A 21,441-nucleotide genomic window follows, 5' to 3' on the forward strand; every position below is an offset into this window, starting at 1 on the left:
AAGAACGAGGAAAAGCAACGGATTGCGATTGCCGCGCCCTCTGTTTTCGGTTTCGTGACCTTGCCCAAGGTTGTGGCGATCATCCACTCAAAGACCGCTTCGAATGTCCGCTCGATTTCGGGAAGCTACGAGCAGATCGGCGAGCACATCCTGGCAGGGCGGGCGGATCTCGGAATTTCGAGATTGCCCCTGGATCCACGTCTGTTTGAATGGGCGCCGCTCGGGTCGGCACGAAACCTATGCATCTTTCATCCCGACCACCGTTTCTCAAAACAGACCTGCATTGAGGCTCACGACCTGGCAGGCGAAACGATCGTCGATATCGATCCCCAGTTCGCCGCCCACCAAATGAACTTCAATGCCTTACGCTTCGCCGGCGTTGAGCCGGACATACTCGTGGAATTCGATTGCAACGGTCACGAAGCCGGATACGTTTCGGCTGGCCTAGGCATTTCGATAACCAATGAGATCATCGCGCGTGAATACGCGGCGTTTAACCTCGAAGCAAAACCGGTGGAACCGTCCGCGCTCTATCACTACGTCGCGATTTGGCAGAAGGGCCGGACCTTTTCGAATGCACTGAATGTGTCGCTCGAGGCGATCATCGCCGCGTTTTTGCAGATGCCATCTGTGAGCGGGTGATCATCCCTAGAGGATGGTGTCTTCAACAGCGGCTGCCTTTGAATGAGGGGTAAGGGTTCATCCCTATCAGAAAACGATCAGCCCGCACCCCTGCAACAGAACGCGGGCTTTTGAGCAAAATTGTCCCGATGTTAGCTCGCCTTGATGCCGATCTTGCGGCGCTTCGCTGGCGCCGCTTCAGGCTCAGGCGCTACAGGCTTGCGGCCCAAGCCGATCGCCTTCGCCATCGCCGATCGCACCGCGGCGTAGTTCGGCGCAACCATCGGATAGTCGGAGGGCAGGCCCCATTTCGCGCGGTACGCATCCGGTGACAGACCGTAATGGATGCCCAAGTGTCGTTTGAGCGATTTGAACTTCTTGCCGTCTTCCAGGCAGATGATGAAGTCAGGCGTCACCGATTTCTTGATCGGGACAGCAGGTGTAGGCTTCTCTTCCGCTTTGGGCGGGGCTGCTCCCTGCAGCTTGCGGATTGCTCCGTAGGTATCGGAAATTACGCGAGCGAGTTCCGCGATTGGAACCGGGTTGTTGCTGACATAGGCGGAAACGATGTCAGTGGTCATCTCCAGCAATTCCGCGTCGGACTTGATAAGATCTGAAGGCATTTGGCCAACCTTTCATTTGCTCTCCAGGTGCCGTAGCCCCGATCTACCTCAGCAACCTCGCTACAGCAAAGCGCACCCGTTGCACAAGACAAGAAGCTGCAATGATGAACGCGGGCAGCAGTGTATGCCCGCGACTCTGCGGGCGACCTTTTGACACTCACATCTATGCGGCGCGCGCTGCCAACAGCGCGTGAAGAGCCTCCGGCTTCAGATGGGTGTAGCGCTTCAACATTTTCCAGTCCTTGTGCCCAGTTACCAGCGCAACTTGTTCGATCGTGAACCCGGCCTCGAAAAGGCGGCTTGTCCCTTCGTGCCGCAAGTCATGAAAATGAAGGTCGTGGATGTCCAGGTCAGCGCACCCTAGACCTGGCTATTGCACCCATGATGAACAGGACGCCGCTGTCGAATTCACACCTGTCGATAGCGACACAACCCGAGGCAGCTGCTCGGGCGCCTAGCAGGCTTCTCTGATTGGGGTCGGTGAGGTCAAGCGTTTCCTGTCTTTTTTCCGGACCATGTCGCCCCGCGGGTCACTCGCTTCTCTTCGCGGTCGGCGCGGAGCCGCCGCATGATGGGGTCAGGAGAGCGAGGCGTCTCAATCTGTTGAACGACCTTGGGAGACTTCGCCCAGGATCGTGCCTGCTAACGAGATCGCCTTGCCCATCGTCCCCACGGGAACGATCCAGATCACCCTCGCGGGCGAACCACTGTCTGTGTTCGTTTTTGTTCCTTGCGCTATTTCATGCCGATCCGGCGGCTTCCTTTCCAAAGCGGAATTCGGTTGCGTCGGCCCACATGCGGTGCAGGATGACGGCCAGCTTGCGGGCCACCGCCACCCGCGCCCGCGCCATGCCGCGGCGTCTGGCGATGTTCATGCCCCAGGCGCGCAAGCTCGACCACTTTTTGGAACGCACAAGCAGTGAATGGGCTGCCTCGTAGAGTGCTGTGCGGGCGAGCTCGTCGCCACAGCGGCTGACCTTGCCCTGGATGTCGGTCTCACCGGATTGGTATCGCGCTGGCGTCAGCCCCAGATGCGCTCCCACCGCCCGCGAGGAGCCGAACCGCTCCGGCCGGTCGATCGTGGCGCGGAAGGCGAGCGCCGTAATCGGACCAACGCCTGGCGCGCTCATCAGCCGCCGGCAGACCTCCTCCTTGCGGACGATGTCGAGAACCTTCTTGGTCAGCCGGGCGAACTCCTTGAGCATGGTGCCGAGGATCGTAAGCAGCGGCTCGACCATCGCCATCACCTCGGCACTGGCCAGTTCGCGCACGCGATCAGCAAAGGCGGTGCGCGACGGCGTACCGAGCTTGACGCCGGCCTCTCGCAGCATGGCGCGCACGACATTCTCGATGCTGCGCATCTCGTTCAGCACCGTCCGGCGGGCAACCAGCAGCGCACGCCACAGCCGGCATTGCCGGCTCTTGACATGCACCTGCCGATACCAGCCCGTGCGCATGATCTGCGCAAGCGCGCGGGCGTCGTTGCGATCGGTCTTGTTCGGCATCGTCTTCATGGCCGCATTGGCTTGGCGCGTCTCGATGCAGATCGCAGGCAGACCTTCGGCGCACAATCCATCGTGAAGCCAGGCCGTCAGCGAGCACGCTTCAAGCCCGATGCGCTCCAGCGGCAGATCGAGCTTCCGCAACGCATCGGACAAGGCCTGTGGTTCGCTCGCCGCTCGTGTTTCCTTCACGATCTGACTGCTCTCATCGACGACGCAAATCGCGGTCTCTTCCAAAGATACGTCTAATCCAGCAAAATACTTCACGGCTGCTCCTTCCCGATGTTTGTGGCGCTCCAAGGCGACCACGTTCTAACATCCATACAGGAGCAGCCGCCCGCACCTTGGCTCGGGCGAGACCCCAATCACCCCATCTGTTGAAAAAGTGGCTCGCAGCGAGGTTGTGAGCGTGATTCAGTGTCTCCGGAGAGATTCGGAGAACGAGGCATGCGCGGCGGAGACGAACGGTCTGGCGAACTGTTCAGTTATGTTGATCTCGAGGCTCGGGTGCGGCGCGATCATCCATTGCGCCGCATCGGGCGATTGTGAATGAGGCGCTGGCGGCGTTAGAGGGGGATTTGGCGGCGCTGTATTCGCCGATGGGGCGGCCTTCGATCCCCAACCGAAATCAGCCCTTGATGCTGGCCGTTACCTCGTCATAGGCCTTGCAGGCCTCGCCCAGTGTCGTGCCGAAGCCGAGCGTCCATAGCCGCCGATTGCGGCAAAACGCAACGCGAGAACTGCATAAAGCTTGTGTAACGCGGCTGCGACATCGCGGCGGCCCGGATTTGAGGCCGCCGGCGTCAACTGCGGCAAAAACTCAGCTGCGAGGCTGCAGCAGCGCCAGCACAGCCGTCGTGGCGGCAAGGACGGCGGTAAGCGTCAAGGGCGCCGTGGCCCCATATGTGTCCACGACATAGCCACCGACAACCGCGCCGACAGTAATGGCCACCTGGAAAGAGACGACCATCAGGCTGCCCGCCGCTTCCAGCGCATCAGGTGCCGCACGGGACAGATTGGTCGGCAGCACCACCGGCCCCATGCCGAAGGCGAAGCCCCAAAGCGTAACGAACCCGAAGGCAACGCCAATGTGCGCCCCCAAAAGCACCAATGCCAGCGCCGCAAACGCCATCAGCGCGGCGGTGACCACGAGAGCCATGCGGATATTGGCATCGGCCATGCGGCCGCCGGCAATATTGCCGATCACAGCGGCGCTGCCAAATCCGAGCAACGCCAAGGCAATTGGCCCGGTGCCAAGGAGCGTCACCTGTTCGAGGAACGGGCGCACATAGACAGAGCCGGCAAAATGCCCCGTCATCAGCAAAACAATGGCAAGCATGCCGAGTTGAATGCCACGCCGCCGTGTCAGCCGAAACACGTCGGCAAGACTGTTGCTTGCTGCCGCAGGCAAGGTCGGCAGGCTAAGCAACTGCAGCAGCATGGCAATCACGGCCAGCCCCGCTGTCATGGCCATGGCGCTGCGCCATCCCAGCCAGTCGCTTATCAATGCACCCATCGACGGCGCGGCAATGGTGGCGAGTGAGACGCCGAGGGTAACGATAGCCATGCCCCGACCCGTCGCATTGGCGCCAACCAGCCTCGCTACGACGGCAACCGAAAGTGCCCAGAAAGCGCTAAGCGCGATCCCCAGCCCGGCCCGGCCCAACAACAACAGCCAGAAATTGGGCGCCAACGCCGCAAGAATATTGGACGCGACCGCCAAGGCCATGAGGCCAACCAGCACCGTCTTGCGGTTCAACCGGCCGATGAGAACATTGCTCAACATGGCCGTCACGGCGCCGACGGAAGCGGTGGCGGTGACGACCTGGCCGGCCGTTCCCTCGCTGATGCCGAGGTCGCGCGCCATCGGCGTCAACAGACCTGCCGGAAGGAATTCGGCTGACACCAGGGCAAAGCTGGTGGCCGCCAATGAAATGACCGCGAACCAGGTGGCCACGCTCCATGTGGCTGGCGCATCGGCATCAAGGCCAATCGCGGCCTCTTCAAGCTGTAATGTTGTGTCAGTCACGGGAAGATCTCCAAAGTTTAGAGATCTTCATAGACGAGTCCGCCCGGATGATATGTGTCTCAGAATCCGAAATTCATATCTAATCGTCCGGGAATTGTGCGGCGCACAACACCCGGCGAGACATTGGTGATGCGCTTGAATGCGCGCGCGAAGGATGCTTCCGAATCGTAGCCCAAACGGGTAGCGACTTCGGCAACCGACAAGCCGTTTTGGCCCAGCAACTCGCGGGCAAGCTGCATGCGCAGGCGGGCGAGATAATGTGCAGCACCCTCCCCCAGGACAGCGCTGAAGCGCTCGGCGAAAATCGATCGCGATTGGCCTGCCACGCTAGCGAGGCTTCCCAGCGTCCAGTTGTGGCCGGGATCTCGGTGCATGGCTGCCAGAGCCCGGCCAATATGGGGGTCGCGGATGGCTGCGAGCCAACCGGTGGTCGAGGCTCCGTTGCAATTGACCCAGCAGCGGATGAGCCTGGCTGTCAGCAAATCCGCCATACGCGACAAGATGGTGGCGCTGCCCATCTGCGGTTGCGCGGCCTCCACCGTCATAGCCGCCAGCAAAGGACCTACGACAGGGTCATTGCCAGCCACGTCGCAACCCTTGATGACAGACGGCATCAACGTGATCAATGGGTTGAGCGCACAAGAGCCCAAGGCCATGGAGCCGCAGAAAAGGGTGCTTGTGGCGCCCGTTCCTTCCCGCACCACTTCGCATACGTTGCCCCCCAACTTGATCACCTGGCAACCCTCAAGCGAGTCGCCTACCACGTCCGGCGCACTCGCCAGCCGGTGGCCGATGCCTTGCGGCAGCAGCACCAGATCGCCATCGCGCAACTCCTGCCAGCCTTGGCTGTCGGTATGAATCCAGCATGGACCTTGGCCGACAAAATGAAACCGAAGCAGCTTTTGTTGCGGAAATTCTATGCTCCATGGATGTCGGAGTTCGCAGCGGCCATAGTTGACACCACTCAAGCGAAAGTCTTGCAGAACTTCGCTGAGCGCATCCATCGGGATATTTGGCAGCGAAGACGGTCGAGACGAATGGTCAAGCATTTGGCAGATATAAATGCCGAACGTCCGGCAAGCAAGTGGGGACCGTCGTTTCACCAGAGGAATCGCTGCAACGGCACGTACCGTTCCTGGCAGGCTTCTCGCCCTTGCCTCCCGCTCCCAGTGCATGCAAGGAGTGCTGCAAGACACTGGGACAAGAGGCATGGCGGCGGAAGCATCGGGTAGCGATCTCGTTCAGGTGGTGGCGCTGCTTGCCGCAGGGGTCGTCGCCGTTCGATCTTCAGAACGCATGGGGCTGGGCTCGATCCTGGGCTACCTCGTCGCCGGCGTCGTCATCGGCCCGTTCGGATTTCGTATTTTTTCCGAGTCGGAAGTAGTTAATAACCGTCCTCCGGTAATCTAGGTTTCATTATATGGCGTGCTGCACCAAACCAGTCCAGCGCCCATGGCGAATAGCACAAGGGCGAGCGGGCCCTTCGAAGACGGCTTAGTTTGAGAAGCAACTAATTGCGACGGCACGCTAGGCACTGGCTGTCGCTTCGACGAAACAACCTTTGAATAAGAAAGTCCGGTGCCCGGGATGCTCGCACTGAGGCGCTTTTTGCCTGTTGTGCTAACTGTATATCCAAGCCCTTTCGGTCCAACCCGCACACTGGCACTTTTCGCGTTGAGATTTATCCGGACTCCCGGCGCATCCTTACAGATTGGGGTAACCTCGACATTGACGCTGGTAATGGCTTGCGAGTGAAGGGGCTGATTGGCCCAACGGGCGATGGAGACTACCAACGGGTAGTCTTCAACCGGCACCTCATGGATCTTGATCGATGTCCCCGTACGATCCAACAGCAGAAGCAAAGGAGTCATCCCCCCGTCCGATTTGCTCGCGACGGCGGCAACTCGCTGAACATCCGCATGGCTGTTAACGCGAACATTGAAGAGTATTCGGCCTCCAGATTTATCGGCGCAGTCGCCTGCTACGGAATCGAAGCTGGCCGCCGGAAAGTCTGCAGCTTGGACAATCATCTCGATCAAAACCGTCTCAAGTTGTGGCGTGCTACCATCCAGCAACGTAGTCGGGAGACTCCCGCATAAATCAAGCAGGCGTCGTGGCGTATCCCCGGAGATCATCGGCACAGGCGGTCGGGAATGAGTTTTCGTGTGATTACGGGCAGCATTCGAAGCAGGCGAGATTCTAGAGCTTGTCTCGGACCCTGAACTCACTCTGGTGTTGGCGTAGGCCCGGCAAGAAGCTCGCCCCTTGTTCGGCCCCGCCGCAACAGAGCTTCTGCCGGAAATCCCTGCGGAGCACGTTCGCCGCGCAATGTGCGAAGCATTTCCTTCACTGCTACGCCCTCAAACTCGTACCGCTTACCGCTGGCCACGAACCAGACCGAGAGGATTCTTCTTTCGAGATCGTATTCCGTTTTGCGTATCGATATGGAGGGCATGACGGCGGCTCGATTCGAAAACCAATCAACGAGCGGAAAGGCCGTCGCGTTCCTTGTGACTGCGGTGGTGCGGTGAGGCACAAGGCTCAATGCGGAGCGCCAGCCGCCGCGATCAGCGCCTCGTCGAGAATCCACTTCAGCTTCGCCGAGCACTGGTAGCTTCATCTGCTTGCCGTTCTTACTTGCCAGGAACGACATGCAGCGGTCGCAGTATGCCATGCGCGGCACTTCAATATGTCGCCGTATGTCGCCGCGTCCGATGGCCAGGAAGCGGGCCAGTGCCAGTTGGACTTTGTAATGGAGCGGCGCAGCGGCGAGCGTCCACGGGCCGTTTTCCTTGCGCCGGTCTTCCGCGATCTTGGCCTTCACCCGCATTGCTGAGGAATCTTCGTGAGGTGAATTGAGATCCGCTACGTCGCTGATCCTCTGGGACTGTCAAGGGCCGTTCGGCGGGCTTTGCTCCGGAACAATGTCTTCTTCCGAAAGTTTTTCCTTAAGTAGCAAAGGAGATTCGAAATGTCAGAAAGCCGGGAATGGTTTGTCCAATGGCTTAGAGACGCTCATGCCATGGAAGAGCAGGCAGAGACGATGTTGAACGGGCAGTTGCGTCGTATCGAGAATTATCCCGAACTGAGCGACCGGATCCGACAGCACCTCGACGAAACCAAGCAGCAGGCCGCTCGGCTGAGGACTTGTCTCGATCAGATGGACGAGGGTTCATCCACGATGAAGGACGCTGGCGGCAAGCTGACGGCGATGGCGCAATCGCTGAGCGGTGTCTTCGCCGGAGACGAGGTGATGAAAGGATCGCTGGCGAGCTACACGTTCGAGCACATGGAAATCGCCTCCTACACGATCCTGATTGCCGCTGCGCGATCGCTCGGCGAAACCGAGGTTCTTCGGGCTTGCGAAGAGAACCTGCGAGAGGAAGTCGCGATGGCGGATTGGCTGAAAACCCATCTTGCCTCAACGACCGAGCAGTTCCTTGCGCGGGCCGAAGCGGACAGCGACAGCGCCAAGCGGTGATCGGTGGGAACGTAGCGATCGTGAAGTGAGGGCTCGGCGCGGAAGCTGGTTAACACCGGCTCCGATGTCGACGAGCGAGCTCCGGCTTGGAACTGAATAGGAGCGGCGGCGGACGGCAACGATCGAGGGTGCCCATTGGTCGTTGCCGCCAAATAGAAAACACAACGAAAATTGCTTGTACGCGTTGCCGTCTCACCAAAGCGCGCTCGAGGACCAAGTGGCCATCATTCAATGTGATCAGGTGATCAACTTGGTTGCCTAAGCTATCGCGCAGCCAGCTTTCGGATAGCGGCAATAACCCCGATATTTCCTCGATTCACAATCCCGGCGAAGTAAAGGCCGGCTGCAAGGCCCGCCGGAAGGACCGCCCGGTAGATCTGCGTCGCCAGCGGCGTCCTTGCGGCGCGGTCGAGATGGATGGGCATGGCGGCCATGGCGCAATGGTACCATCATTTCCGCCAATCTTGGTCCTGTTTCATGACCAGAGCCGGACATATATCTACCGGCCATCGCCAGGTGACAGATGACCGAGGAGACAATTCCGATGAAGGCAATCGTAGTAGCGGATCGGGCCGCGGGAACGGCCGGGATGAAGCTGGCCGAGCGACCCGAGCCGCAGGCAGCGACAAACGACGTCGTCGTTCAGGTTCATGCGTCGGGATTCGTCCCGACTGAGCTGACGTGGCCCTCGACCTGGACTGATCGCCTCGACCGTGACCGAACACCGTCGATCCCCGGGCACGAGCTGGCCGGAGTGGTCATCGCCCTCGGCTACGGCACGACGGGACTGTCTGTGGGCCAGCGGGTGTTCGGCCTCGCCGATTGGTATCGCGACGGCACCCTGGCGGAGTATGTGGCCGTCGAGGCACGCAACCTCGCGCCACTACCTGGCGATGTCGACTTCACGGTGGGCGCGAGCCTGCCAATCTCGGGCCTGACTGCGTGGCAGGGACTGTTTCAGCACGGCCGCCTTCAGCCGGGGCAGAGCGTCCTCGCGCACGGCGCGGCCGGCGCAGTCGGTTCGATCGTGACGCTACTCGCACGAGAGGCCGGCGCCTACGTCATTGGCACCGGACGCTCTGCCGACCGTCAGAAGGCGCTCGACTTCGGCGTGAACGAGTTCGTCGACCTCGAGAACGATGCTCTGGAAGACGTCGGCGACGTCGATCTGGTGTTCGATGTCATCGGGGGCGACATCCAGAAGCGGTCCGCGGGCCTGCTTCGAGCCGGAGGAACGCTGGTGACCGTCGTCGGGCCCCCCTACGCGCGGCCCGACAATGGCCTGGCGGTCGACTTCGTTGTCGAGTCCGATCGTGCTCAACTGAGTGAGATCGTCCAGCGGGTGCGGGACGGGCGGCTACGGACAAACATCGGCAACGTCTCGACCCTCGATGACGCCGTCGCCGCCTTCAACCCGACCGAGCGACGCACGGGGAAGACGATCATCCGCGTTCGTCCGTAAGGGCCTGGGGACGGGGAGCGGTTCTGCCCTCATTTAGATTCTGAACTGGTTTCCCATCCTCGCAGTATTGGACGGCGAGCAGGCTTCTCCTTCTGGTAAAGAACGGCGTCATTCTGGCACGTGACTAGTTGATGGACCGCGCACCAGCGACCGCACCGGGCTCAATCGAATCGTTCGTTGTCCTGCCGCCAACGGCGCCATCACCCAATGAGTCAGTCGCCTTCGTGTTGTCGCACCTTGCGTTCACGACTGCATCTTCTGCGACTTGGAGAGAACGTCGGCACGCGCTATCCGCGGCCAAGGTGGTCCGGCAATTCAGCGGCTGTCGTGGGGCCGAGAGCGGACTTGCAGCTTCTGGCATCCCAAAGCGATGGCAGACATTCAAGCAGGTGGGATTGAAGTCTCAACTGCAAAGGCGAAGATCCCGAATGGACCTTTCAATGACCGCGTCGTGCCCATCCCGTCTCTTCCGACGATCGCCGACCAGGGCGGCAAGGCCATGAGTTACTCGCTCGCGCTTGGCCGACGCCGGCTGCGTCGGGCCAGAAGATTGGCGACGACCAGGAGGATGATCGACAGCCCCATCATCAGTGTCGCCGCGGCGGTGATTGCCGGGGAGAGCTTTTCGCGCAGGCCTATGAACATTTCGAGCGGCATGGTGCGCTGGTTGGCACTGGCCAGGAACTGGACCACGACGACCTCGTCGAACGAGGTGACGAAGGCGAAAGCGGCCCCTGACAGCACGCCGGGCAGGATCAGCGGCAGCATGACCCTGAAGAATGATGTGATGGGCTTTGCTCCGGAGATGGCGGCAGCGCGCATAAGGTTGCGGTCGAAGCCAGTGAGGCTCGCTCCCACCGTGACGACGACGAACGGGCTGGCGAGCGCGGTGTGCGCCAGGATGATGCCGGCATAGGTACTGGCCAGGCCGACGCGGGCATAGAACAGATACGAGCCGACGGCGGTGATCACCACCGGCACGATCAGCGGCGACAGCAACAGCGGCATGACGATGCGGCGGCCGGGGAACTTTTCGTCGGAAAGCGCGATCGCCGTCAATGTGCCGAGCGTGGTTGCGATCAGCGTCGTCCCGAACGCAACGATCAGGCTGTTGCCGATCGCCGATTGCCAGCGTTGGGTGCCAAGCACGACCGCGTACCAGCGCGTCGAAATCCCCTCCAGCGGAAAGATGAAAAAGGCGCCGCTGTTGAACGACAAGGGGACGGGAACGAGGATCGGCATGAGGAGGAACAGGATCACCATGCCGCACCACAGCCAGAGCAGGGTGATGCGGATTCTTTCGCCTGGCGTCGGATAGGGAGACAGCAGCATGGCTACACCAGCTTGAGACGGTCGAGGCCGAGGATGCGGGCAAAGATGCCGAACAGCGCGAGGGTGAAGACGAGCAGGATGAAACTCAGCGCTGCCGCCATCTCCCAGTTCAGCTCGACATTGACGTAGTTGGCGATGAAATTGCTGATCAGCTGGTCGCTTGCGCCGCCGATGAGCGCCGGCGTGATGTAGTAGCCGAGGCACAGAATGAAGGTGAGCAGGCAACCGGCCATAACGCCCGGAAAAACCTGTGGAAGATAGACGCGGCGGAACGCGGTGAAGGGTTTTGCGCCGAGCGAATAGGCGGCCTTCATCTGCGAGGCCGGGATCGTGCGCATGACGCTATAGATCGGCAGCAGCGTGAACGGCAGCTGGATATGGGTCATGGCGATGATCAGGCCGATGCGGCTGTACATCAGGTCAAGCCGGTCGTCGGCAATGCCGACCCACAAAAGCAGGTCGTTGACCAGGCCGAATTTCTGCAGGAGCACGGTCCAGGCCGCGGTTCGCACCAGGATCGACGTCCAGAATGGCAGCAGCACCGCGACGATGAGGATGGCGGCGAGGCCCTTGGGTACCGAGGCGATGAGATAGGCGAGGGGGAAGCCCAGTATCAGCGTGGCCAGCATCACCGCCGCGGCGACGAAGAATGTGCGCATGAACACCTGCAGGAAGATCGCCTGTTGCGGCGGCACTCTTTCAATGCCGCCATCGGCGTTCCAATGCAGATCAAGCGCGCTCAGCAGGTAGAACGACGTCACGCTATGGGTGCCGCTCTCGATGACCGGCCACGTGCCGGGCGCCGACCAGAACGGCACGGCTTTCATCACCTCCAGCGGCGGCCTGTCGGCAGCCTCAAGTTGGCGTACCGTCTTGAGCACCTGGCTGCGCGCACCGGGCACGCGGGCGTTCAGGCTTTTGGCGAGTTCATATGCCGTGCCCATGGCCTGATTGTCCCTGAGGTCGGCGGCAAGGGCCAGGAAGGCGGCATCTCCTGGCAGTCCCGCGCCGTTCCAGCCGCGCAGCGCCTGGCTGGTCTGCGGCAAGGCGTCGGCAATCGTCGGATCGTAGACGGCGCGCGATAGCAGCAGGACGATCGGGATGCCGAAGCTCAGCGCCAGGAGCACAAGCAAAGGCGCCGCCAGCGCCAGCGACCGCAGCCGATCGCCGAACTCGGCGCGCCGAAGTTTTGCCGTGACGGATTTCGCCGCCTTGGCATTGGCGGCCGACCGGTCGCGCGCGATGCGCGGCCGGTCCAGTTCCGTGGGCTCAAGCGCCGTCATTTTTCCTACTGCGCGAGCCAGGCGTTGAAGCGCTTGACCAGATCCTCGCCATAGTCGCCCCAGAATTCGGTGTCGGCGACCAGATAAGCGCTCATATGGTCAGGCGCGTTCGGCAATTTGGGCAGCGCGTCCGGCGCGACAAAGGAAGCTGCATCGGTGCGAACCGGCCCGTAGGTGATGTAGCTGGCCAGCTTGGCGTTGTTTTCCGGCTGGCTGATATAGGCAAGATATTTGTAGGCCAGATCTGGGTTCTTGGCACCCTTCGGAATGGCGATCATGTCGTATTCGAGGATCTGGTTGTTCCAGACGATCTTGAATGGCGCGCCGTCCTTGTCGATCGCATTCTGGATACGGCCGTTCCAGGCGGTGGTCATCACCACTTCTTTGGATGCCAGGAGCTGCGGCGGCTGTGCGCCGGCATCCCACCAGACGATGTCTTTCTTGATGGTGTCGAGCTTCTTGAAGGCACGGTCGACGCCCTCCGGTGTGGCCAGCACCTTGTAGACATCGGCCGGCGCGACGCCATCGGCCATCAGCGCCCATTCCAAATTCTGCGCCGGGAACTTGCGCATTGCGCGCTTGCCGGGAAACTTGGTCGTGTCGAAGATGTCGAGCACCGAAGTCGGCGCCTCCTTCAGCACATTGGGGTCATAGGCGAGTACGTCGCCATAGGCGTCCAGGCCGACGCCGCAGTCGAGCGCGGAGCCTTCGAGGAACTTTTCGCGCGGCGCGATCTTGGAATAGTCGAGGCGCTCGAGAATGCCGGCGTCGCAACCTTGCAGCACGGTCGCGGTCTCGACCGTCACCAGATCGATCGGCACGTTGCCGGTGTCGACCATGGCTTTGACCTTGCCGAGATCGCCGAGGTATTCTTGCTCGACGATCTTGACGCCGGTCTCCTTGCTGAACGGTTCGAACCACGCCTTGCGCTGGGCATCCTGCCAAGCGCCGCCGCTGGCCATGATCGAAAGCTCGTCGGCGAAGGCGACATGTCCTGAGGTGATGAATGCTGTGGCTGCCGCAAAGGCGAACAGCCGGGCTCTTGTGATTTTCATTGTTGTTATTCCCCTGTTTTCGAGATGGAACCACCCGTTCCGGCATCTGCCGGAAAGGCGCGGCAGTCGTTGGGCGCGCAGGAAACCGTGACCGGTTCCCCGTTGCCCATGGTCGCTTCGGGGCCGACCTTGACGGTCAGCACCTGTCCGTTTTCCAGCCTGGCCAAAAGACGCTGGTGGTCGCCGAGATAGATGCGGCCATCGACCGTGGCGGTTAGCGCATTTGCTCCGTTCGAAGCGGGCGCAAGCTTCAGCCGCTCCGGGCGGATGGCGACATGGCAGGCCGCACCCTTCGCGACCCCGATGGCGAGCGCCGTGACCGAACCGCCGCCGTCCAGCGCAACGCGGCAGTCCTTGCCAGAGATGCGCTCGACCTTGCCGAGCAGCGTGTTGTTCTCGCCGATGAAGCTTGCGACAAACGAGCTCTCCGGAGCGTTGTAGAGATCATCCGGTGAGCCGAGCTGGGCAATCCCGCCATTGTTGAAAACGGCGACGCGGTCCGACATCGTCAGCGCCTCGCTCTGGTCGTGTGTCACATAAACGATGGTGACGCCGAGCATCGTGTGCAGCTGTTTGATCTCGAGCTGCATATGCTCGCGCAGCTTCTTGTCGAGCGCGCCGAGCGGCTCGTCCATCAGCACCAGGCTCGGCTCGAACACCAGCGCGCGGGCAAGCGCGACGCGCTGCTGCTGGCCGCCGGAAAGCTGTGCCGGCCGCCGGTCGCCGAACTGCCGCAGCCGCACCATGTCGAGCGCGCGGCCGACGCGGGCTGCGACGTCCGTCTTGGTGATCTTGCGGACGGAAAGCGGGAAGGCGACGTTCTCCTCAACGCTCATGTGCGGAAACAGCGCGTAGTTCTGGAACACCATGCCGATGTTGCGTTGATACGGCGGCAGCCTGTCGACGGACCGGCCTTCAAGCGTGATGACGCCGCTGGTCGGCCGTTCGAAACCGGCAAGCATGTTGAGCGTCGTCGTCTTGCCCGAACCGGAGGGGCCGAGAAGCGTGAGGAACTCGCCGCGCGCCACGCCGAGGTTCAGCCGCGATACCGCGAACGTGCGCCCGTCATAGGATTTCTCGACATCGATGAATTCGACAAATCCATGACTGCCGGCATCGGCTGCCCCTGCAGGCTCGCCACTGTCGCATGACAAGGCTGTCGCTTCGGCGGTCACGGACGCAAGTCCGTCGAGCCGCGGCAGAAGCTGCTTGTTGAAACCAGGTGGTGCTTGCCGTGCATGTGTCGGTCTCGCATGACGCTGCCGCACAATGGCGGCAAACCAAACTTGTATGCTCACACAATCGATCGCTAAAGAACCATAGATGCAGACAAGTTTGGCCGTCAAGCAGCTTTCTCTGGAGTTGTGTGAGATTTTTCGAGCTGGATTTTGAAAATACCTGCCGGACAAGTGCTATTGTCTGGAGCATTGTCTTATGCTAGATGCGCCGATAGCCAGAGCGTCAACACACCGAAACCGCCAATCCGCATGCTTCAGGACCTGCAACTCGCCTCGGATGAAGGCCCGGTCTATCGGCGTCTTGCGGACGCTATTGCCGAACGAATCACGGCCGGCACACTTGCAGTTGGAGACCGGCTGCCGCCGCAGCGCGAGATCGCCCGCGCACTGGGCATCAACGTGACCACGGTGACGCGCGCACTGTCGACGCTGCAGCAGCGCGGCCTGCTCGAAGCGCGGCCCGGACGCGGCACAACGGTCGCCGCCCGCAATGGCGGCGACAGGCCAGGTTTCGTGTCGGCGCCGAGCGACGACACCGGCGTTATCGATCTTTCCGTCAACAGACCTGCGACCTCGGCCTATCTCGATGCGCTCGGGCTGCTGCTGCCGCGCCTGTCGAAGGACCGGCACTATGCCACGCTTCAGGACTATCATCCGCCGGAGGGGCCGCTTTGGGCGAGGACGGCAATCGCCGAGTGGATGCGACCGGTGGCGGGGGAAGGCGATCCCGGCCGCGTGGTGCTGGCGGCGGGCGCCCAGCATGGGCTGGATTGCGTGCTTGGCGCGGTGACCAGGCAGGGCGAGGTCGTGCTCGCCGACGAAGTGACCTATCAGGGCATCAACGCGCTGTGCCGGGTGCAGGGGCTCGACCTCAGAGGCGTCGCGATGGACCGTGGCGGCATGCGAGCCGACGCGTTCGATGCGGCCTGCGCGCAGCTCCGCCCACGCGCGGTCTTCCTGGTGCCGACCCTGCACAACCCGACGACCATCACGCTATCCGAAGAGCGCCGGCACGAGCTGGTAGCTGTCGCCCGCCGCCACAACGTCCTCATCATAGAAGATGACGTCTACCGCCCCCTGGCAGACAATGCGCCGCCATCGCTTGCTAGCCTCGAGCCCGAACTGACGATCCATATCGGCGGCATGTCGAAATGCCTTGCCCCAGGACTGCGCCTCGGTTTTGTGATCGCGCCACGCGCCATAGCCGGCCAGGTCGCAGCGGCGTTGCGCATCAACTGCTGGAGCATCAGTCCCTTGACGGCGCTGATCGGCGCGCGGCTGATAGAAGAGGGCCTGGCGGCGCGCATCATAGAAACGCAGAAGCAGGAGCTGCGCCAGCGCCAGGCCATCCTCACTGAAATCCTCGGTCGCTACGACGTCCAGAGCCACGCCACCTCGACCCACGCCTGGCTGCGCCTTCCCGAACCGTGGCGGGGCGCCGGTTTCGCCCGCACTTGCCTGGAGCGCGGCGTTGCTGTCCTTCCAGGTGATGCCTTCGCCGTGGGCCGCGAGCCGGTGCAGCACGGGGTACGCATCAATGTCGGTGCCTCCCGCTCGCTGGACGATTTGCGCAGCGCGCTGAACACGATGGCCGAGCTGCTAGCGGCTGGCCATCTGCAACTGCCCGGCTTCGTGTAGGTCATCGATGGTGACGTCCGAAACGGTCGAAATCGCCATCGTCGGTGCCGGCGTTGTCGGACTGGCAACTGCACTCCGGCTCGCAGCTGAGGGTTGCGAAGTCCTGCTCATCGACCCCAACGAGCCGGGCTCCGGCGCCTCGTTCGGCAATGCCGGAACGATTGCCGAATATGCCTGCATGCCGGTCGGCAATCCGGCTCTGCTGCGCGCGCTGCCAAAGCTGCTTCTCGATCCCGACAGCCCGTTTTCGCTGCGCTGGCCGGCCCTGTTCCAGTTGGCGCCGTGGCTGGTCAGCTTTGTCAGACAATCGTTGCCGGCGGCCACTCGTGCCAATGCGCTGGCGCTGGCCGGACTGCTGGCTGACGCCTTGCCGGCCTGGGAGGAAATGGCAAAAGAAGCCGACATGGCCGACCTGCTGCGCCGCAATGGCTGTCTGTACCTCTATCGCGGCGAAAGCGATTTTGCCGCCGCCGCCGGAGGCAGGGCGCTGCGCGCCGGGTTTGGTGTCCATCAGGAGGTGCTGACGCCGCAAGAGGTAGCAGCACTTGAGCCGGGCCTGGCGGCGACCGGGGCGTGTGGCTTGTATTTTCCAAACTCGATTAACGTCACCGATCCGGCAACGGTGATGCGGCTGCTGCTCAGTGCGGCAATCGCCCGTGGCGCGTCGGCGCGGCAAGCTGATGTTACCGGGCTGCAGGTTGAGACCGGCAGTGTTCGGCTCAGTGGCTCGGGTTTTCAGATCAAGGCGAACACGGTGGTTATCGCCGCGGGCGCGCAATCGCGGGCCTTGGCCATGCAGGCCGGTGACAGGATTCCGCTCGAGACCGAACGCGGCTATCACCTGGAATTCCCGACCGACGCGCCGCTGCTCAACCGGCCGGTCTGTCCCGTCGATCTCGGTTTCTACATGACGCCGATGGCCGGCCGGCTGCGTGTCGCCGGAACCGTCGAACTCGGCGGCCTTGCCGCGCCGCCCAATCCGCGCCGGCTGGCGCTGCTTGATCGCGGTGTCAGGCAGTTCTTTCCCAAACTCGGCAAGCCTTCTTCCGAATGGCTCGGCTTCCGGCCCTCACTGCCCGATTCGCGGCCGGTCATCGGCCGCTCGCGCGGCAGCGCAAGAGTGATTCATGCCTTCGGCCACGGCCATCTCGGCCTGACGCTGGCGCCGATCACGGCGCGCCTGATCGCCGACCTCATTGCCGGACGTGGCGATCTCGCGCGCATAGCTCCCTTTGCGGTGGACAGGTTCGGCGCCTGAAGTCCACGCGGTCTGCGAAAAGGCAACGTCGCTCGGGTTTGGAGGTGGGAGAGTGAATTTTCTGCCTTGGCAATGGCATGATAGGCAAGGGGATTGATTGATCGCCAGTCGTCGTCGCTGGAGCCTGGAAAAGTGCTTGCTGTCGCTGCGACACGCCCGCTTTGAACGTCGCGGCTGTAGGTCGCCAGAGCAGCCTCATGTGATAACAATGACCCTCACGAAGGATAGCACACTGAGTTCCGTCGAGAGTGTTTCCTGTATGAGAATCCCCGTCCACATGGATGATGGAGAAGCGAAGGAAAAAACATGCTCGCGCTGGGGCAGCGCCAGGCGTTCACACCGTCACTGTGATGCCGCCGTCCACGTAGAGCGTGTGGCCGTTGACGAATGAAGAGGCGTCGCTGGCAAGAAACACTGCAGCCCCGATGAGTTCTTCAACATTGCCCCATCGACCGGCCGGCGTGCGCCGTTCCAGCCACGTGGAGAACTCGCGGTCCCGAACGAGTGCCTCGTTGAGCGGCGTCTTGAAATAGCCTGGCGCGATGGCATTGACCTGCAAACCATGCTTTGCCCAATCCGCACACATGCCTCTGGTCAGGTTTCTAACCGCCCCTTTTGTCGCCGTGTAGGGCGCGATGCCCGGACGAGCCAATTCGCTCTGGACTGAGCCGATGTTGATGATCTTCCCGCGGCCGCGGCTAATCATGCCTTTGGCGACGGCTTTGCTCACATAGAACATGCTGGAGAGATTGGTTCGAACAAGATCGTCCCATTTCTCTTCCGGGAAATCCTCCAATGCTGATCGATGCTGGATGCCGGCATTGTTGATGAGAATGTCGATCGAACCAATCGAGGTCTCAATCCGCTCGACCCCCTGTCGCGCAGACCGGGCATCCGTGACGTCGAAGGCGGCCACCTCCACCGACAGACCATCCTTGAGCAGATCTCTGGCGGCGTCCTTCAACGGCTGTTCACGGCGACCGTTCAGGACAATCAGGGCACCAAACTCCGCCAGGCCACGGGCAATCGCCAGGCCAATGCCCTGGCTCGAGCCCGTAATCACGGCAATCTTACCGTCGAGGTCGAAAAGCGATCGCATCTGCGTTTTCGCCCTGCGATCAGGAAGCGTAAGACACTGGCGTCGCATGCCAGCCGTCCTTCCGCTTCTCCCAAAAGGCTGTTCTCAGCCGCGCGGAAATCGGACCCGGTCGGTCGTTCCCCATGATCCTTTTTCCAAGACGGCTTACCGGCATAATGCCGCCAGCCGTAGTCGAGAAGAAGATTTCGTCGGCGGCTTCGAATTCGTCGCGGGAGATATCCCGGACCTCACAGCGAATTCCAAACTCGTCGCAGAGTTCCAGGACTGTTCTTCGAGTGATACCTTCGAGCGCACCGCGTTTCGGCGTGATGACCTTGCCGTCGATGACGGCGAAGACATTGAAGCCTGGTCCTTCCGTCACGTTTCCATCGCGACCCAGCAAAATGCAGGTTTCGGCACCTTGATCGTGCGCCTCGAAATTCCCGCGCGTTAGGTCGCCCCAGTGGAAATTCTTGATTGTCGGGTCGAGTGACTCCGGCGCAATCCGTTGGGGGGACGCGATCATGGCGTGCACGCCGCGTTCCTGTTGCTCGGGGGTGAACACCCACACCCAAGGCATGACATGGCAAATCAAATAACTGCGGCCGTTTATGGGGTGAAGCGGCACGCCGCGCGGTGGACGGGAGCGGACACAGTCCATCGCCACATAGGCCTCGCGCAACCCGGTGCGCCGCACCAGTTCGGCGAGAATATTCTTGATGTCTTCGTCGCTTTCCTTCGGGTTCATCCGCAACTTCGTCATCGAGGTGCGAAAGCGTTTGACATGATCGTCAAGCCGGAAGAATGCGCCGTAGTAGACGCCCGCGACATCGTAGGTAACATCGGACCGGCGGTAGCCCCATTCGGTGATACCGAGCTTGGCATCCTTGAGAGGCATGAATTCACCATCAATGTAGGCCGCGCCAGCGGACCAATCGACGTCTGTCATCGTAGTTCTCCTTGATCTGAAAATCGTGCCCGCTGTCGGGCAGCCTGACAAAACCCGGGGGTATCGGCCGGGCTATATGGCCACCGCCAGTTCGCTCCGGCCGGCGCGCAGGATGCGTGTTTGGACGATGTCCAATTCAAGATTGTCGTCTTCGGGAGACCCCTTGAAGGCTACTCCGTAGATGTCTCGTGCGCGCTGCACGCTGATCCACCCTTCGGCAAGATCGTGCAGCACGCGCGCGGGATCGCGTTCCCGCGGAGAACCATATCCACCGCCGCCTGCGGAGTGAGAGACCATGTGCTCACCCGGCTGCAGAGTGACCCCGTAGCAAGGGGGAAGATCGACGACCGAACCATCTGCCTTGCGCATTGCAGCTCTGGACAGACCGCCGGGGCCACCGCCGCGAGCGCCTACGGCAGGCGTGATGGTACCATCAGCGGTATAGAGGACCGTCAAGGAGTTCCCGCCCCACGGGCCGTACTCACTGTAGACCGACGGCGCGCCGCGAAACGTGCCCGCTCCCTCGCTGTCGTCGAGAATATGGCGATCGTAGACGATGATTGGATGGTGGAGCTCATCGACTTCGACACTGTCGATATGGCACATGCCCGCGTTGCCGGCATGGATCATGGTCAAAAAGCCGTCGGTGACCGGCGTGCCGGCGCCACCGCTAATGCCGATATGGACTTGATTGATGAAGGGCTCATCATTGTTGTAGGGATCGCGCCCAGAGATGACACCCATTCCTGGCGGTTGGATTGGACCGGTCGCGGCTTGCCCAAAGCCAGCCGAAAGCTCGGCTATTGCGCGCTGCACCGGATTGGTGACGTGGTCGGCGAGATTGGTCGTCGCCACCGAGCACGAGGCCGGGTGCCTCGGAATGCCGACGCAGCAGTTTTCGCGAACCCGAATCTCAATGCGTCGAAAGCTGCCCGCATTGGCGGTGACATGATGATCGAGGATGCCGTTGAAAATCCCGATCATCGCGGCGCTCTTGGCGGTTGCCTCCGTAAGATTGAGGCCACAGGGCTGGCAATCAGGATTGTCGCGCAGATCGACGATGATCCTGGCCTGGATCGTGTCGACCTCAACGTCCACTTTGACAGGAATGCCGTCCGGGATGCCGGGGAAGGGGTCGTGAGCGGACTCCAGAACGACACGTCCCGAAGACAATCTCCTGATTGCCTCGATCATTTTTTGTTCGGAATAGTCGAACCAGCGGGCGGCGTAGCCTTCAAGCATATGCCAGCCGATCTCGCGGCCGAGGTTGAGCAGTTCGCGCTCGCCGATGCGTACAGATCCCAGGCTCGCGAGAAAATCACCCCACCATTGGTCCGGAACCCGGATACGGGCCTGGCACATGCGCACGATGTCGTGGTTGGTCTCGTAGTCTTCCTGAATCTTCGTCGCCGAAAAGATCAGGGCACCCTCTTCGTACAGATCCTTCACATCGGCGAGATAGCTGGAGGGACGGGAATTGCCGCAGTCCGCCTGATGTGCCTTAGCCAGCACGAAGAAGCGCAGGATGCCCTCATCGTCGATGACCGGGACGATCATGCAGTGGTCAGCCGCGTGGGAGTTTCCCTCATAGGGGCTATTGTGGAGGAAGCAGTCGCCACGCTTGAGCCCCGGATGGTGCTTGAGGACCGCCTGGCACATCAAGTCAGGGCCGATGAGCGTGTGGTTCGGCAGACTTTCCGCGGCCGCCAGCAGCTTGCAGTCAGCAGTCAGAACAACACATGAAAAATCATGGGCCGTGTTGAGGATACCGGAGCGAGCGGTTCGGAAAAGAGTGTTCTGCATCTTGCGGGCGATGGTCTCCATACGGCTGGAAATCATCGCCATCTGAACGCCGTCCGGCGCCTTCTTCAAAATTTGCTCAGACATATGTA

The 21,441-nt window shown here is 61.5% G+C and carries 17 protein-coding genes and 4 pseudogenes; 7 read left to right on the forward strand and 14 right to left on the reverse strand.

Annotation, left to right across the window (positions count from 1 at the left end):
• Positions 1–15: 15 nt before the first annotated feature.
• A pseudogene (locus tag NKH37_RS24020) lies at positions 16–642 on the forward strand (LysR family transcriptional regulator substrate-binding protein); the annotation flags it as partial.
• A 131-nt stretch (positions 643–773) separates the two neighbouring features.
• Here the strand turns inward: NKH37_RS24020 and NKH37_RS24025 are convergent.
• From NKH37_RS24025 to NKH37_RS24035, 3 genes and pseudogenes are all read right to left on the reverse strand, one after another.
• Positions 774–1,244 (reverse strand): Ros/MucR family transcriptional regulator, encoded by a 471-nt coding sequence (locus tag NKH37_RS24025; protein ID WP_352643291.1) that lies wholly within the window; start codon positions 1,242–1,244, stop codon positions 774–776.
• A gap of 163 nt (positions 1,245–1,407) precedes the next feature.
• A pseudogene (locus NKH37_RS24030) lies at positions 1,408–1,602 on the reverse strand (tyrosine-type recombinase/integrase); the annotation flags it as partial.
• Between the two features lie 382 nt (positions 1,603–1,984).
• The gene (locus tag NKH37_RS24035; RefSeq protein WP_352532767.1) at positions 1,985–3,013 is read right to left on the reverse strand and encodes an IS110 family RNA-guided transposase; all 1,029 of its coding nucleotides are present in this window, start codon (positions 3,011–3,013) and stop codon (positions 1,985–1,987) included.
• A 180-nt stretch (positions 3,014–3,193) separates the two neighbouring features.
• Here NKH37_RS24035 and NKH37_RS24040 point away from each other — a divergent pair.
• Positions 3,194–3,366, forward strand: a pseudogene (locus NKH37_RS24040) (transposase); the annotation flags it as partial.
• 200 nt (positions 3,367–3,566) lie between these two features.
• On the opposite strand, the gene NKH37_RS24045 reads toward NKH37_RS24040, so the two are convergent.
• Both NKH37_RS24045 and NKH37_RS24050 read right to left on the reverse strand, forming a co-directional pair.
• Complete coding sequence (locus tag NKH37_RS24045; protein ID WP_031195279.1) at positions 3,567–4,775, reverse strand: MFS transporter; 1,209 nt, start codon at positions 4,773–4,775, stop codon at positions 3,567–3,569.
• A gap of 59 nt (positions 4,776–4,834) precedes the next feature.
• Complete coding sequence (locus NKH37_RS24050) at positions 4,835–5,824, reverse strand: AraC family transcriptional regulator (protein ID WP_352641891.1); 990 nt, start codon at positions 5,822–5,824, stop codon at positions 4,835–4,837.
• A 160-nt stretch (positions 5,825–5,984) separates the two neighbouring features.
• Here NKH37_RS24050 and NKH37_RS24055 point away from each other — a divergent pair.
• Positions 5,985–6,161, forward strand: a pseudogene (locus tag NKH37_RS24055) (monovalent cation:proton antiporter-2 (CPA2) family protein); the annotation flags it as partial.
• Between the two features lie 20 nt (positions 6,162–6,181).
• Here the strand turns inward: NKH37_RS24055 and NKH37_RS24060 are convergent.
• Both NKH37_RS24060 and NKH37_RS34085 read right to left on the reverse strand, forming a co-directional pair.
• Positions 6,182–6,805 carry a DUF4236 domain-containing protein gene (locus NKH37_RS24060; protein WP_352641969.1) on the reverse strand — a complete coding sequence of 208 codons (624 nt, stop codon included), beginning with the start codon at positions 6,803–6,805 and terminating at the stop codon, positions 6,182–6,184.
• A gap of 194 nt (positions 6,806–6,999) precedes the next feature.
• Positions 7,000–7,605: a hypothetical protein gene (locus tag NKH37_RS34085; protein ID WP_502895851.1), complete on the reverse strand. Its 606-nt coding sequence runs from the start codon at positions 7,603–7,605 to the stop codon at positions 7,000–7,002.
• A gap of 141 nt (positions 7,606–7,746) precedes the next feature.
• Here NKH37_RS34085 and NKH37_RS24070 point away from each other — a divergent pair, with 141 nt between their 5' ends.
• Positions 7,747–8,256, forward strand: a complete 510-nt coding sequence (locus NKH37_RS24070; RefSeq protein ID WP_352641893.1) for a ferritin-like domain-containing protein — start codon at positions 7,747–7,749, stop codon at positions 8,254–8,256.
• 544 nt (positions 8,257–8,800) lie between these two features.
• On the forward strand, positions 8,801–9,718 hold the full coding sequence (locus NKH37_RS24075; RefSeq protein WP_353004341.1) for an NADP-dependent oxidoreductase: 918 nt from the start codon (positions 8,801–8,803) through the stop codon (positions 9,716–9,718).
• A gap of 504 nt (positions 9,719–10,222) precedes the next feature.
• Here the strand turns inward: NKH37_RS24075 and NKH37_RS24080 are convergent.
• The 4 genes from NKH37_RS24080 to NKH37_RS24095 are packed head-to-tail and all read right to left on the reverse strand — an operon-like array spanning position 10,223 to position 14,563.
• The gene (locus NKH37_RS24080; protein WP_352641897.1) at positions 10,223–11,050 is read right to left on the reverse strand and encodes an ABC transporter permease; all 828 of its coding nucleotides are present in this window, start codon (positions 11,048–11,050) and stop codon (positions 10,223–10,225) included.
• 2 nt (positions 11,051–11,052) lie between these two features.
• The gene (locus NKH37_RS24085; protein WP_353004344.1) at positions 11,053–12,333 is read right to left on the reverse strand and encodes an ABC transporter permease; all 1,281 of its coding nucleotides are present in this window, start codon (positions 12,331–12,333) and stop codon (positions 11,053–11,055) included.
• 5 nt (positions 12,334–12,338) lie between these two features.
• A complete protein-coding gene (locus NKH37_RS24090; RefSeq protein ID WP_352641901.1) occupies positions 12,339–13,388 on the reverse strand; it encodes an ABC transporter substrate-binding protein in 1,050 nt (349 codons plus the stop codon).
• 5 nt (positions 13,389–13,393) lie between these two features.
• Positions 13,394–14,563: an ABC transporter ATP-binding protein gene (locus NKH37_RS24095; RefSeq protein ID WP_502897833.1), complete on the reverse strand. Its 1,170-nt coding sequence runs from the start codon at positions 14,561–14,563 to the stop codon at positions 13,394–13,396.
• 312 nt (positions 14,564–14,875) lie between these two features.
• Here NKH37_RS24095 and NKH37_RS24100 point away from each other — a divergent pair, with 312 nt between their 5' ends.
• A complete protein-coding gene (locus NKH37_RS24100; protein WP_023721551.1) occupies positions 14,876–16,264 on the forward strand; it encodes an aminotransferase-like domain-containing protein in 1,389 nt (462 codons plus the stop codon).
• 7 nt (positions 16,265–16,271) lie between these two features.
• Positions 16,272–17,522, forward strand: coding sequence for an NAD(P)/FAD-dependent oxidoreductase (locus NKH37_RS24105; protein ID WP_023721550.1), 1,251 nt, complete (start codon positions 16,272–16,274; stop codon positions 17,520–17,522).
• Between the two features lie 334 nt (positions 17,523–17,856).
• On the opposite strand, the gene NKH37_RS24110 is transcribed toward NKH37_RS24105, so the two are convergent.
• The 3 genes from NKH37_RS24110 to NKH37_RS24120 all read right to left on the reverse strand — a co-directional run bounded on the left by NKH37_RS24110 (position 17,857) and on the right by NKH37_RS24120 (position 21,436).
• A complete protein-coding gene (locus tag NKH37_RS24110) occupies positions 17,857–18,621 on the reverse strand; it encodes an SDR family oxidoreductase (protein WP_352641905.1) in 765 nt (254 codons plus the stop codon).
• Between the two features lie 19 nt (positions 18,622–18,640).
• Complete coding sequence (locus tag NKH37_RS24115; RefSeq protein WP_352641907.1) at positions 18,641–19,549, reverse strand: aminotransferase class IV; 909 nt, start codon at positions 19,547–19,549, stop codon at positions 18,641–18,643.
• Between the two features lie 72 nt (positions 19,550–19,621).
• Positions 19,622–21,436, reverse strand: coding sequence for a hydantoinase B/oxoprolinase family protein (locus tag NKH37_RS24120; protein WP_353011185.1), 1,815 nt, complete (start codon positions 21,434–21,436; stop codon positions 19,622–19,624).
• Positions 21,437–21,441: the final 5 nt, after the last annotated feature.

The sequence above is a fragment of the Mesorhizobium sp. M1217 genome (genome assembly GCF_040318275.1).
Taxonomy (GTDB): Bacteria; Pseudomonadota; Alphaproteobacteria; order Rhizobiales; family Rhizobiaceae; genus Mesorhizobium.

Bases quoted from the DNA above. Each gene is read 5' to 3' on its own strand.
- NKH37_RS24025 (WP_352643291.1), bottom strand. From the start codon at position 1,244: ATGCCTTCAGATCTTATCAAGTCCGACGCGGAATTGCTGGAGATGACC.
- NKH37_RS24075 (WP_353004341.1), top strand. From the start codon at position 8,801: ATGAAGGCAATCGTAGTAGCGGATCGGGCCGCGGGAACGGCCGGGATG.
- NKH37_RS24070 (WP_352641893.1), top strand. From the start codon at position 7,747: ATGTCAGAAAGCCGGGAATGGTTTGTCCAATGGCTTAGAGACGCTCAT.
- NKH37_RS24060 (WP_352641969.1), bottom strand. From the start codon at position 6,805: ATGATTGTCCAAGCTGCAGACTTTCCGGCGGCCAGCTTCGATTCCGTA.
- NKH37_RS24080 (WP_352641897.1), bottom strand. From the start codon at position 11,050: ATGCTGCTGTCTCCCTATCCGACGCCAGGCGAAAGAATCCGCATCACC.
- NKH37_RS24100 (WP_023721551.1), top strand. From the start codon at position 14,876: ATGCTTCAGGACCTGCAACTCGCCTCGGATGAAGGCCCGGTCTATCGG.
- NKH37_RS24085 (WP_353004344.1), bottom strand. From the start codon at position 12,333: ATGACGGCGCTTGAGCCCACGGAACTGGACCGGCCGCGCATCGCGCGC.
- NKH37_RS24090 (WP_352641901.1), bottom strand. From the start codon at position 13,388: ATGAAAATCACAAGAGCCCGGCTGTTCGCCTTTGCGGCAGCCACAGCA.
- NKH37_RS24115 (WP_352641907.1), bottom strand. From the start codon at position 19,549: ATGACAGACGTCGATTGGTCCGCTGGCGCGGCCTACATTGATGGTGAA.
- NKH37_RS24105 (WP_023721550.1), top strand. From the start codon at position 16,272: ATGGTGACGTCCGAAACGGTCGAAATCGCCATCGTCGGTGCCGGCGTT.
- NKH37_RS24120 (WP_353011185.1), bottom strand. From the start codon at position 21,436: ATGTCTGAGCAAATTTTGAAGAAGGCGCCGGACGGCGTTCAGATGGCG.
- NKH37_RS24110 (WP_352641905.1), bottom strand. From the start codon at position 18,621: ATGCGATCGCTTTTCGACCTCGACGGTAAGATTGCCGTGATTACGGGC.
- NKH37_RS24050 (WP_352641891.1), bottom strand. From the start codon at position 5,824: ATGCTTGACCATTCGTCTCGACCGTCTTCGCTGCCAAATATCCCGATG.
- NKH37_RS34085 (WP_502895851.1), bottom strand. From the start codon at position 7,605: ATGCGGGTGAAGGCCAAGATCGCGGAAGACCGGCGCAAGGAAAACGGC.